Origin of the sequence: Geoalkalibacter ferrihydriticus DSM 17813, from assembly GCF_000820505.1 — a bacterium.
GTDB classification, from domain to species: domain Bacteria; phylum Desulfobacterota; class Desulfuromonadia; order Desulfuromonadales; family Geoalkalibacteraceae; genus Geoalkalibacter; species Geoalkalibacter ferrihydriticus.
Window position 1 is genome coordinate 199761 of sequence record NZ_JWJD01000005.1, and the last position, 12460, is coordinate 212220.

Sequence of the window (12460 nt, forward strand, 5' to 3'; positions counted from 1 at the left end):
GGCCTGCGGTGTATGCTGAACAGTTACGGAAATTTTTTGTCCCGCAGCCCTTAGGTCTCGAGCCATGCAGTTGGAAGTTTCCCGCATAGCCGAATTGCTGAGTCGCCCCGTCCTCGCGGCGCGCCCCCTAGAGTTGCGCCGCGAAGGCGCGGTGTTCCTGGTGGGGGCCGGCCTGCCGGCGGAGGCCACTCTCGAAACGATATTCGACAGCGATTGCCAGCAGCCCGTTGAATTGCTCTGCTTTGCGTTTGATACCCCCGCTGCTCTAACTCAGGCGGCGGAACTGGTCGCATTGATCAAGAAAAATCTGCGCGGCTTCGTCCTGGCGCGCTTCGGATTCTTTCCCGACCACCGGCAACTGGAATTCGCCTACGCCCAAGGAATTGATCTGGTTGATATTGTCGCCCCGCCTCTAGCAGAAACCGGCACCCGGCTATCCACTGAGCACCTGCACGCCCTGGAAACGGCACAGGCGACCTTTCCTCGCTGGGCGGTGGCCGCAACCCTGCCTGCGGACGAGGTTGCATTCACCGCGCGCATGGCAGCCATGGATGAACTCATACGACGGCAGGTGGTACCCCTTGCGGCTCTGGATGCAAGCAGCGGCGCGGTCGCGGCCGAAGAAGTCCCCCGGATTTTTCGTCATCTGGCTGACTGCTGGCGACGTGGCGGCGTCACCTTGCGGCCCCTGCTGCCCCTGATCGAACTGACCACCCCTCTGCGGCACCCGGCGCCGCGGACTCTGGTCGGAAGCCTGTTCGGGCGAGCACAGGGGGCGCGCCTGCGTGCCGGCAGCGATCTGCGGCGCTTGCTGCGGGTGCGCCAGGTCGAGCAATCCTTCGACTCGGCGGGGCTGTGATGGATCCCTCCGAATTCGACAAACCCCTCAAGATCGATCGTCGCCCCATGTGGGTGATCCTTTCCGAGCGCACTCGGCGTTATCAGATCATCATCACATTGCTGGTTTTGGCAGCGCTCTTTTTTGGATTTGAGCCACCGACCGAACTGTCGCGGGAAGGTTATCGCGCTCTGGTTCTGTTCGGTGCCTGCACCTTTCTCTGGGTGAGCGGCCTGTTGCCCCTGGCGGTGACTTCCCTGCTCGCCCTGGCCGCCATCCCGCTGCTCGGCATTCTCGGGCGGCGCGAAACCTATGCCCTGTTCGGCAACGAGGCGGTCTTCTTCATTCTCAGCGCCTTTATTCTCGCGGCCGCCATGAGCGGCTCAGGTCTTTCCGCGCGCCTGGCTCGCGCCATGTTGTCGCGTTTCGGCAAAACGCCCGGCAGCCTCTCTTTGACCGTTTTTCTGCTCTCGGCGCTGCTCTCCTTTGCCATGAGCGAGCATGCGGTGGCCGCCATGATGTTTGCCATGGTTGCGGAAATTGTTCGCAGCCTGGGCTTGGAGCCGGGGCGCAGCAATTACGGCAAGTTGCTGTTCATGAGCATCGCCTGGGGCTGCGTCATTGGTGGCATCGCCACCTTTCTCGGTGGCGCGCGTGCCCCGCTGGCGGTGGGTATGTTGCGTGAGGCCACCGACCTGGATTTTACCTTCGTCGAATGGAGCGCCGCCGCTCTGCCCATCGTCTTGCCGTTGCTGCTGGTGGGTTATTTGTTGCTGCGGCGCTTGTTTCCCATCGATATCGACACGGTAGAGAAGGGCCAGCAATACCTAAAGCAACGCCGCCTGGAGATGGGGCGCATGAACCACCGCGAAATGATCGTGGCGGTTGTGATGGTGACGACCATTGCCTGCTGGATTTTTCTCGGCCGCACCCTGGGTCTGGCCAACATCGCCATTGTTGCGGTGGCGGTGCTCTTTGCCTTTCGCGTGGTGAACTGGAAGCAGATCGAAGATTACGTGAACTGGGGCGTGATACTCATGTACGGTGGTGCCATTGCCCTGGCTGCCTCCCTTGAACGCAGCGGCGCAGCGCGCTATCTCGCCGATACCGGTCTTTCGGGGCTGGCGGATTCGCCCCTTCTGGTGCTGGCGGTGATTGCGCTGCTTTCACTGTTTTTGACTGAGTGCATCAGCAACGCCGCGGTCATCGCCATGCTCATGCCTATCGCCATCAGCCTGGAAGGGAGCATGGGGCTCGATCCGCGGCTCATGACCCTGGTCATCGCCCTGCCGGCCGGACTGGCTTTCTGCCTGCCCATGGGCACCCCGGCCAACGCCATCGTCTTTGCTTCAGGGCATCTCAAAATGCGTGAGATGGTGCTGCCGGGCCTCATGATACAGGCACTGGCGATGCTCTTGTTTCTGCTCACCGTGCGCTTTGTCTGGCCGTGGATGGGCTTTGTCCTGCCCTGAATCAGGTGCAAGCTTGCCTGACACCGACGAAGCTGGCATGATGCCGCCATGACCCCCAAGCGTTATAATATTTTATCCGCGCACCTTAAGGAGCATTTCGGCGGGCGCGTCCACAAGATTTCCGTGGATGCCGGTCTGGGTTGCCCCAATCGGGGCGGCGGCCGTAGCGGCACGGGGTGCCTGTTCTGCGACCCTGGCGGTTCGGGTGCGGTGGGTATCGAGCGCGCCCTGCCCATCGGTGAGCAGATCGAGGCGGGCAAGGAAGTGATGCGCCGCAAATATAAAGCCTCGCGCTTTCTTGCCTATTTTCAGCCCTTTTCCAATACTGCGGCGGCGCCCGTGCGACTGCGCGCTCTCTACGATGAGGCTCTGGCTGTGGAGGATGTGGTCGGTCTGGCGGTCGGTACCCGTCCGGACTGCTGCCCGCCCGCAGTCCTGGATCTGCTTGCCGATTACCATCGCCGTACCTATTTGTGGCTGGAACTGGGCTTGCAGACGGTGCATGAAACCAGCCTTGTTTTTTTGCGCCGCGGCCATGACTATCGCACCTTTCTCGATGCCTATGCGGGCGCCGTTGCGCGCGGGCTGCGGGTTTGTGTGCATGTGATTCTCGGTCTGCCGGGGGAAAGTCGCGCGCAGATGCTCGCCACCGCTGATGAAATGGCGCGGCTGAGGGTCGCGGGCATCAAGATTCATCTGCTGCACGTACTGGCGGGAACGCCCTTGGGAGCGCTTTATGAGCAGGGGGAAATCGCGGTGCTAGGGCAGGATGAATATGTACGGCTGGCTGCCGATTTCATTGAGCGGTTGCATCCACAAACCCTCATCCAGCGGCTGACCGGGGACGGCCCGCGCGATCTGCTGCTGGCGCCGCTGTGGTCCTTGAACAAATGGGAAGTACTCAATGCCATTGATGCAGAGCTGGCGCGGCGGGGAGTCCGACAGGGCGCGCGCTGCGCGTTTTTATAGGGCGGCGGTGAGGGGAAAAAGATGCTTTGGCGGCAATCCTAACGTTGCTGCGCGCGACTGGTTTCAGGCTGCGGCGGGATGATGCCGTCGGCTTGGCCCCAGGAAATGAACAGCAGGCAGGCCCAGACGATTCCGACCAGAAGAACGATGAATTTTGTCATATCTACCACATCCGCAAGTATTGTTCGGCGGTTAAATGAAAGTTTAAGATTCGACTAATGAGTCGTGGGCGAGTGGTTAAAAAAATACACAATCACTGATGGAAAATCAAGAGGAAAGTCTTTGTTTTTCCAAACAAAATTGTCGCCAAACGACAACAGCTTGCCGCTGCCGCGCGCTTCGTGGTAGCCTGCACCTCTCATAGTCCGTCCCCAACCCCCGATTGTAACTATTCGGCAACGTCCGACAGGACCGCAGGGTGCGGCGGTTGAGTGCTGCGGCAAATGTTTGAGCCGCAGGTGAGTTTTTGCCGCACGCGATGCCGCCGNGGCGGTTGAGTGCTGCGGCAAATGTTTGAGCCGCAGGTGAGTTTTTGCCGCACGCGATGCCGCCGTACCCTGCGGTGCATGCTGAACAGTTACCCCCGATTTTGGAAGCCTGATTTCGCATTCTCCATGGACCTGTCCCTGCTCAATCCACAACAGCTCGAAGCCGCTCGTCACGGCGAAGGCCCTCTGCTGATTCTCGCCGGCGCCGGCTCGGGCAAGACCCGTGTCATCACTTGCCGCATCGCGCATCTCAGCGCGGAGCGTGGCGTGGCGCCACACAATATTCTTGCGGTGACTTTCACCAACAAGGCGGCACGCGAAATGCGTGAGCGCGTCGAGGAGATGCTCGGCAGGAAAGGCTGCAAGGCCATGGTGATCGCCACCTTTCACTCCCTGTGTGTGCGCATTCTGCGTGAAGATATCGAGGCGCTGGGCTATAAAAAAAATTTTTCCATCTATTCGACGGCCGATCAGGTGCGCTTGGTGAAAGATCTCATGCAGCAGGTCGATATCGACGGCCGCAAGTTTGACGCTGAGCGCGTGCTCTACGCCATTTCCGACGCCAAGAACCGTCTGGTGCCGCCGGAAAAGTTCGCCGTCAAGTACCACGACGATTACGAGTATATGGCCGCCGAAATCTACCCCCGCTACCAGAAGTCGCTAAAGGCGTTCAACGCGGTGGACTTCGACGACCTGATCATGCTTGTCGCGCGCCTGCTGCGCGAATATCCCGCTGTGCTCGAGAAATACCGCGAGCGCTTTCGTTACATTCTCGTCGACGAGTATCAGGATACCAACGCCGCCCAGTATCTGCTGCTCAAGCTGCTCGCCGGCGGCCACCACAACCTGTGCGTGGTCGGTGACGACGACCAATCCATTTACGGCTGGCGCGGCGCCGATCTTGGTAACATTCTTGAGTTCGAACGGGATTTTCCCGCTGCGCGGGTCGTCAAGCTCGAGCAGAACTACCGCTCCACGGGCAATATTCTCGCCGCCGCCAATTCCGTGATCAAGAACAACACAAAACGCCGCGAGAAAGCTCTGTGGACCTCCGACGGCGCCGGCCCCAAGGTCGATTATCTGCTCTGCGAGGACGAGGAGGACGAGGCGCGCGCGGTGATGGAGCGCATTCACGGCGAACGTTTCCGGCAAGAGTTAAGCTACTCCGATTTCGCGATTCTCTACCGCACCAACGTGCAGTCACGCTCCTTTGAAGAGCAACTACGCTACGAAAACATCCCTTACGTGCTTATCGGCGGCCAGCAGTTTTTTGACCGCAAGGAGGTCAAGGACTGCATCGCCTACCTCAAAGTGCTGGTCAACCCCCGCGATGAGGTCAATCTGCTGCGCATCCTCAATTATCCCAAGCGCGGCATCGGCGAAACCACCGCCGACCGTCTCATCCGCCATTCGGCCAAACATAGCCTGCCCCTGTGGCAGGTGCTCAAAGAGGCAGCCGGCCTGGAAGATCTCGGCGAGAAGGCACAGGAATCCATCGCGGGTTTCGTGACCCTCATGGAGCGCTACCGGCAACGTTTCAACCGTCACGGCCTGATGGTCGAAACCCTGCGCGAACTTGTCGCCGAGTTGCGGTTGGAGCAGGAAATCTACCGCACCGTCGATGATCCCAAGAAGGCACGCCGCCGCGTCGAAAACATGGAAGAAGTGGCCAATGCCATGGCCTCCTATCTGGAACGCGACGAAAGCCCCTCGTTGCCGGGTTTCCTGGAGAAAGTCTCGCTGCTCGACGATGATCGACCGGGTCGCGATTCCAAGGAGCGCAAACTCCAGCGCGACGCAGTGGTGCTTATGAGCATTCATTCGAGCAAGGGCCTGGAATTTCCCCAGGTATTTCTAGTGGGCATGGAGGAGGAATTCCTGCCCCACAAAAAGACCCTCACGGAAACCTTCAACCTCGACGAAGAACGCCGCCTGTGCTACGTCGGCATTACTCGCGCGCGCCGCAATCTGGTGCTCACCGGCGCGCGCCGCCGCAAAAAGTACGGCGAAATGCAACCGCGCGTACCTAGCCGTTTTCTTGATGAAATCCCCACCGAACTCCTCAATTCCTGCCGCAGCGAGCAGCCGCCCGAACTTCCTGCCGAAGAAAAGGAGCAGCGCGCTTCCAAGGCGTTTGCCAATATCATGGATATCCTGGGGGATTGACGAACGGCCGTTGGTCCTTCAGTTCCGGTTTTTTTTTGTGATCTGTCGAAATGTGACTAGCGCGGATATGTTTTGGTCGACCGCCCCGCCTTGCCTCGCGATGGGGCGTTGCCGCGAACGATTTGCCTTGGCCCTTGATTTTTCGCCAAAAAACAGCGTATGTTTAGCAGAAGCGGTGTGCTTCCGGTTGCCGGAAGTCGTGAGATCTGAACCGCGAAATTCAACCGAAATTCAACGATTGGTCGAGAAAAGGGGAAGAGTCCGATGAAGGGAATTATGCTTTTTTTTGCCTGCCTGCTGTTGATCGCACCTGCCGCATTTGCCGAAATTGTCGCCCGGCCGGACATGAGTGATTGTGAACGAAGGTGCGTGGATCTCTATGGACCGTCCATTGATCAGGCCTCCAAGGACAGCCGGGCCACCTACAGCGAACGCCGTTCCCGTGTTTTTCAGGGAGGGGAACAGCTGAATGCGTGTCTGCAAGCCTGTACCGAGGGTGGTGGTGCGGTGGCTGAGCCTGCCCCTGCTCCTGCTCCGCCTGTTGTGGAAGAAGAGGTCGTGGAGCAGTCCGGACCGCCTGCCCATGCACCCGCCCGCGGTCGCCGCTAAGCCACATTGTCCTCCACATGAATTTAAAGCCGAAGGCCAGGTCTGAGCAGACCTGGCCTTCGGCTTTTGTAACTGCTGAGCATACGCCGCAGGGCGCGCGGTCAATTCGCCCAGGAGGATTGATCCAGAAGGGCCCGGGACTTTTCGTGTGAACCCCAGGCCGCCGGTGCAGAGGGTCGTTTCAAGACGCCACTCTCTGGCGTTGCGCTCGCCTGCCGCAGGGTGAAGCGGGCCAGCATCTGCCGCAATTGCTCGGACTGGCTGGAGAGTTCCTCCGCGGCAGCAGCGCACTCCTCGGCGTTGGCGGTGTTCTGTTGGGTGACCTGGTCGATCTGGTTCAGCCCGACATTGACCTGCGAGATTCCCTCGGACTGCTCGCGCGCGGCGGCGGCCATCTCGCCTACCAGATCGCTCACGCGGGTGACCCCGATTACCATTTGATCCAGGGCTGCAGCGGTTTTTTCAGCGATGCCGGCGCCGTTGGCGGTTTTATCCACCGAGCCCTCGATCAGCTCGGCGGTTTCCCGCGCCGCCCGCGCACTGCGCGCCGCCAGATTGCGCACCTCTTCGGCCACCACCGCGAAGCCCTTGCCGTGCTGCCCGGCGCGTGCCGCTTCGACGGCGGCGTTAAGGGCCAGCAGGTTTGTCTGGAAGGCGATTTCATCGATGACTTTGATAATCTTTGAAATGCTCTGACCGGCGGTATTGATCTCGCCCATGGCGGTGACCATTTGGCGCATCTGCCCCGTGCCCTCCAGAGCTGCTTGTTTCATCTCCCCCGCCAGGCGATCAGCCTGGACCGCATTGTCGGCGCTGTGCTTGATCTGCGCGGCCATTTCGTTCATCGACGCGGCGATTTCTTCCAGAGAGCTGGCCTGTTCGGTGGCACCCTGGGAGAGTGACTGGCTGGTGTCGGACACCTGCCCCGCGCCCCCGGCGATTTGCAACCCGGCCGACTGGATCTGGCCCATAACCAGGTTGAGGTCATCGCTCACCTTTTTCAACGCTCCGCGCACTTGATCCTGGCCGTCGCGGGGGTGAATGCTCAGGTCGAGGTTGCCGGCGGCAAGTTTCTGTAAAGAGCCGATCACTTCCTGCTTGAGATTTTCGGCAAAGGTGTCCATGGCGCGGGCCATCTGGCCGATTTCGTCGCGCCGGTTCAGGTTGAGACGCGTATCGAGACGCCCTTTTTCCATCTCTTCAATCATGGTGAGGGTTTTTTTCAGGGGGGTGGCGACACTGCGCGCCACCAGCGTCACCAGAACCAGCATGACGGCGATAGTCACCCCGATCACCGCCGCCGCAGTCCAGAACATGCGGCTGAGCAGCGCCTGGATATCGTCGATATACAGGCCGCCGCCGATGATCCAGCCCCATTCAGGCAACAGCTTGATGAAGGAGGTTTTGTCCACGGGTTCATCAAATCCGGGGACCGGCCATTGATAATCGACATAACCCTCGCCGGCGCTGCGCGCCACTTCGACCATTTCCACAAACAGCGCTTTGCCATTGGGATCGCGACTCTCCGCCAGGTTTCGGCCATCCAGGGCAGGATTGATGGGGTGCATGACCATGCGTGGTGTCAGGTCGTTGATCCAGAAATAATTGTCTCCCTCAAAGCGCACGTCGCGCAGGGCGTCCAGCGCGCGCTGCTGGGCCTCTTCGCGCGTCAGGTGCCCGGCCTGGGCCTGCTTGGCGTAGTGGTTGACCACGCCCCAGCCGGATTCGACGATATGGCGGATTTCGTTTTGCTTGGCCTGGTAGAAATTGTCGCGCGCCTGCATATAGACCCAGGCAATGGCCAGGGTAAAGGCCAGCATGATCAGCGCGCTGAGTAAATAAATTTTGGTGCCCATGCGCAGATTATTCAAGGTTGTCTCCTTTGGTCGTGTGGGACGGCAGATTCTGAAGATAGATGCGGCATTGAAGATAATCGCCGCCGCAATAAAGGATCATGGCTTCGATGTTGGTACTGTTGGATTCATAGCAATAACATTGGAGCAGGGGGCGGGGGATGAAAGGGCAGCGAATCGCGACCTCCGGCGGATTTGATGCAAGTTTGGTCGAGGGCTTTTTTTCCATCACAAGGTTTTCCTGTACTTCGGGCAAAAGCTGAGCGGTTTGGTCGGCGACCGGATCTTTCGCTACTCTGACATATCAAGCTTTGTGCCAGTCCAGAGGGTCGTGCAGAAAAACCGTCGCGCTCTTTAAAGAGAAAGAAAAACATTTGAAAAACAGGAGATTCAGGGCAATCTTCGGTTGCAGGTGCGCCAATGCGTGCCGTGCGCGGCTTGTGCCATGTCACACAAGCGTGACCGGTCAAAGTGTGCCATGTCACGGTTTCTAATCCTTCGGCGCGCTCCCTTCGTCGAGTTTGCGATAGACCGTGCGGCGACTGATCCCGAGCATGCGCGCGGCCTTGGTCTTGTTGCCGCCCGCGGCGGAGAGTGCCCGACGGATGCAGGCGAGACTGGTTGCCTCATCGGGCGCGGACGCGTTCTCTCCGGCGGTCATCTCAGCCGGCAGGTGCTCGACCTCGATGCGGCCGTTGCGGCAGAGAATGCAGGCATGTTCGAGGGCATGCTCCAATTCACGCACATTGCCGGGCCAGGGATAGGCCAGTAACAGGTTCATGGCGGCAGGCGCAACGTCTTGCACCTCTCGGCCGAGCTTTTGGTTGAACTGGTGCAGAAAATGGCTGACCAGAGGCGCAATGTCCTCACGTCGTGCGCGCAGTGGCGGCAATTTTACCGTCACCACTTTGAGACGGTAAAACAGGTCTTCACGGAACTCGCCGCGGCGAATCCGCTCCGTTAAATCCTGATTGGTCGCGGCGACCACACGCACGTCCACGGGGATGGGAGTTGTCGTTCCAACTCGCTCGATTTCCTTTTCCTGAAGAACGCGCAGCAGGCGCAGTTGCAGGGCGGGGGATATGTCGCCGATTTCGTCGAGAAACAGAGTCCCACCCTGAGCCGCCTCGAAGCGTCCGATTTTGTCCTTGACCGCCCCGGTAAACGCGCCGCGCACGTGACCGAACAATTCGCTTTCCAGAAGATTTTCCGAGAGTGCGGCGCAATTGACGCGGATCATCGGTCCTTCGCGGCGCGGACCGCCTTCGTGCAGGGCGCGCGCCACCAACTCCTTGCCGGTGCCGCTTTCACCGGTGATCAGTACCGTGGTCGGAACCTCGGCCAGGGTTTCCAGCAATTCGTAAACGTCCTGCATGGCGGCGCTGGCGCCCACCAGGTCGTGAAAACTCGGGCGTTCCTGCATGCGCCGCTCCAGATTGTCCAACCGGGTTTCGTCCCGGATGACCAGCATCGCCCCGCGATGCTCGTTGTGCGCGCCGCGCAACGGTGCCGCCGACAGGGAAACAATGCGGCGGCCGTGGCAGGCGTGAACGCACTCGATCCGTTCGCGCTCCAGGGGGCGGCGGCGCTCGAGGCTTTGCCGCAGCAGATCGAAGCAGGTGCCGCCGCACAGGCCGAGATCCTCAAGCTTGCGCCCCGCCAGTTCTCCCGAAATACCGCATATATGGCGCGCCGCCTCATTGGCCTGAACCAGCCGCAGTTGATGGTCGGTGGTGAGGATGGCGTCCTTGACACTGCGAAAGACCGCTTGCAGATCCGCCTGAAGCTTCTCCTTTTCGTCGCGCAGCGCCTTGTATTGCAGCGCTTTGTCCGCGATGCGCAACAGCGCCTCGCGCCGCACCGGCTTGGACAGATAATCGTAGGCACCGAGACGCAAGGCTTCGGCGGCGCTGCTCACCTCGGGCGCGCCGGTGATCATGACGACCGGCAGCGTTAGCCCACGGCGGCGAATTTCCTCCAGAAGCTCGATGCCGTTGCGCCCCCCGAGAATGATGTCGCAGAAAACCAGATCATAAGTTGTGCAGGAAAGTCTCTCCAGAGCCTCTTCATAGCTTTCCGCCACATGCACCACGCGCTCCGGTGCCGGCAGAAAGCGCGAAAAGGTGTAGCGGATGCTTTCCTCGTCATCGACGATAAGGATGTGCTGGGGCATAGTCGTTCCTTTGTCGCTGTTCAGCATGCACTGCAAGGCAAATCAAGGGTAACGCGCGTCCACTCGCCTTGGCTACTTTCGATGGTCAGGCGCCCGCCATGGTCGCGCACGATGCCGTGACTGATGGAGAGGCCGAGCCCGGTGCCCTTGCCTGAGGGCTTGGTGGTGAAAAAGGGGTTCATGGCTTTGTCGAGATGAGCGGCGGCTATGCCCGTGCCGCGATCGAAGATGCAGGTGCGCACCCTGGGTTGTCCCTGTTCTTCGACAAGCACGGCGGAAATTTCCAGGTGCTTGCCGGCCGCGCCTGCGGCAAATTTCTCGTTGAGGGCAAAGAGAGCGTTGCTCAGCAGATTGAGAAACACCTGCTGGATCTGTTGCGGATGCACCCGCACCGGCGGCAGATCCAGCGGCAGGTCGATCAGAGTTTCAACGCCATGGCGGCGCAATTGCGTTTCGACCAGCACCAGAGCGTCCAGAAGAATTTCACACAACAACACCGGTTTTTTTTCATCCTGGCTGTCGCGGGCAAAGCTCAGCAGATTGCGCACAATGGTGGCGATGCGTTCGGCTTCATGGCCGATACGGCGAGCCAGATCCACTTCGGTTCCGGCCTTCGGCAGGCTGTCGCCGAGTAGTTCGGCATAGTTGATGATGCCGTTGATGGGGTTGTTGATCTCGTGCGCTACCCCCGCTGACAATTCACCCAGGGCGGCCAAATGCGCCTGGCGGGAGTTTTCTTTCTTGGGGGTTTGATTCTCGAAATGCAGAATGACGCCGGAGACCTGGCCGGGAGCACTTCCGGGCACGGGAAACGAGCGTACTTCCCAGGCTCGGCCGTCCTTGGTGTCCAGGTGCATGGCGGCGGCGGTTCCAGAGGCAAAGCTGTCGCGCGCCGGGCAGGGTTCACAGGGGTGGCTGCGGTTGCGCCAGGTTTCAAAGCAATGACTTTCAGGCAGCGTTTCGAGGGCCGGGGCAAGGTGCCGGGCACCCTGGTTGCTCCAGCGGATGCGCAGGTCGGGGCCGATCAGAACCAGGGGGTCCGCAATCGCATTGAGCAGGGTCTGGCTGAGGCGATGGTTCTCTTCGGCCAGGTCGCAGGTGCGGGAAAAATGAATCAAAATCACCCCTCCCGCTGCGGCAAAACTGAAATAGGCACCGAGGAGAAAGCCCCAGGGCGCAATCTCGGGGATGGTGGAAAGAAGCGGATAGTTGGCCCGATGCAGACCCCAGAGGATAAATGTCCAACCGGTGAGGTGGCGCCCCAGCGGGTACACGTCGATTTGTCTGAGGATGATGATCCCCGTGGTGATGGCCGCCAAGGCATGAAATAGATAGGAGGGCATAAGAAAAAGCCAGGAATCTCCACCTCTGAACAGCAGTACCCAGATGGCGCATAACAGAGCACCTGCCGTCCAGATCCGCGGCTGCCGGCCCTCGACAAAGGCGTATCCTCCTGCCACCAGCAAAAGGGAACTGGCAAGCAGACAGAATTCCCGGGCGAGAGGCAATGTCGACGCCTCGGGGAACAGACCGGCGGTCAGGGCCAGCACGAAGCACAGAGCATAGAGCGCCCAGCACCAGGCCCAGAGCGCCAGGTGAGGTTTACGGTCCCGGGCGAACAGAGATGCAAAAACCAGAACCAAAACCGTGCTGCCGCACAGGGAGGCAATCTGGGAAGGAATCAGCCAGGTGTTCATAGGGTTGTCATTTTTCGCTCATTCAAAATTTTGACCTTGTCCCTGGATTCATCAGGTGGGCGGCTTGGTTTTTACACTTTTTGTGCCAAAGGTTTATGCTGTTTCAGCACCCACCGTAAATGAAAAGTTAGGCGAACTTTGCGACTTTGGAAGAAAAAAAACAACATTAGGTCGCCGTAGATTTAAAGTGTTTCA

10 protein-coding genes are annotated in these 12460 nt (G+C 59.7%); 5 read left to right on the plus strand and 5 right to left on the minus strand.

Annotated elements, in window-relative coordinates:
- Window positions 1–64 precede the first annotated feature (64 nt).
- The 3 genes from GFER_RS13075 to GFER_RS13085 are packed head-to-tail and all read left to right on the plus strand — an operon-like array spanning window position 65 to window position 3279.
- On the plus strand, window positions 65–859 hold the full coding sequence (locus GFER_RS13075) for a hypothetical protein (RefSeq protein WP_040100105.1): 795 nt from the start codon (window positions 65–67) through the stop codon (window positions 857–859).
- A complete protein-coding gene (locus GFER_RS13080; protein ID WP_040100106.1) occupies window positions 859–2310 on the plus strand; it encodes an SLC13 family permease in 1452 nt (483 codons plus the stop codon). Before GFER_RS13075 ends, GFER_RS13080 begins: the two co-directional genes overlap by 1 nt.
- Before the next feature lie 48 nt (window positions 2311–2358).
- On the plus strand, window positions 2359–3279 hold the full coding sequence (locus tag GFER_RS13085; protein ID WP_040100107.1) for a TIGR01212 family radical SAM protein: 921 nt from the start codon (window positions 2359–2361) through the stop codon (window positions 3277–3279).
- 38 nt (window positions 3280–3317) lie between these two features.
- Here the strand turns inward: GFER_RS13085 and GFER_RS19530 are convergent, their stop codons facing one another.
- Window positions 3318–3440, minus strand: coding sequence for a hypothetical protein (locus tag GFER_RS19530; RefSeq protein ID WP_268746210.1), 123 nt, complete (start codon window positions 3438–3440; stop codon window positions 3318–3320).
- Window positions 3441–3893: 453 nt separating this feature from the next.
- On the opposite strand from GFER_RS19530, the gene GFER_RS13090 reads away from it, so the two are divergent.
- Window positions 3894–5933: an ATP-dependent helicase gene (locus tag GFER_RS13090; protein WP_040100172.1), complete on the plus strand. Its 2040-nt coding sequence runs from the start codon at window positions 3894–3896 to the stop codon at window positions 5931–5933.
- A 264-nt stretch (window positions 5934–6197) separates the two neighbouring features.
- Window positions 6198–6542: a hypothetical protein gene (locus tag GFER_RS13095; protein WP_040100108.1), complete on the plus strand. Its 345-nt coding sequence runs from the start codon at window positions 6198–6200 to the stop codon at window positions 6540–6542.
- A gap of 101 nt (window positions 6543–6643) precedes the next feature.
- Here the strand turns inward: GFER_RS13095 and GFER_RS17855 are convergent, their stop codons facing one another.
- The 4 genes from GFER_RS17855 to GFER_RS17860 form a co-directional block, all read right to left on the minus strand.
- Complete coding sequence (locus GFER_RS17855; RefSeq protein WP_052446395.1) at window positions 6644–8413, minus strand: methyl-accepting chemotaxis protein; 1770 nt, start codon at window positions 8411–8413, stop codon at window positions 6644–6646.
- Complete coding sequence (locus tag GFER_RS13105; protein WP_040100109.1) at window positions 8406–8624, minus strand: hypothetical protein; 219 nt, start codon at window positions 8622–8624, stop codon at window positions 8406–8408. The genes GFER_RS17855 and GFER_RS13105 overlap by 8 nt, the downstream gene beginning before the upstream one ends.
- A gap of 261 nt (window positions 8625–8885) precedes the next feature.
- Window positions 8886–10568 (minus strand): sigma-54-dependent transcriptional regulator, encoded by a 1683-nt coding sequence (locus tag GFER_RS13110; protein ID WP_040100110.1) that lies wholly within the window; start codon window positions 10566–10568, stop codon window positions 8886–8888.
- A gap of 20 nt (window positions 10569–10588) precedes the next feature.
- Window positions 10589–12265, minus strand: a complete 1677-nt coding sequence (locus GFER_RS17860; protein ID WP_052446396.1) for an ATP-binding protein — start codon at window positions 12263–12265, stop codon at window positions 10589–10591.
- Window positions 12266–12460: the final 195 nt, after the last annotated feature.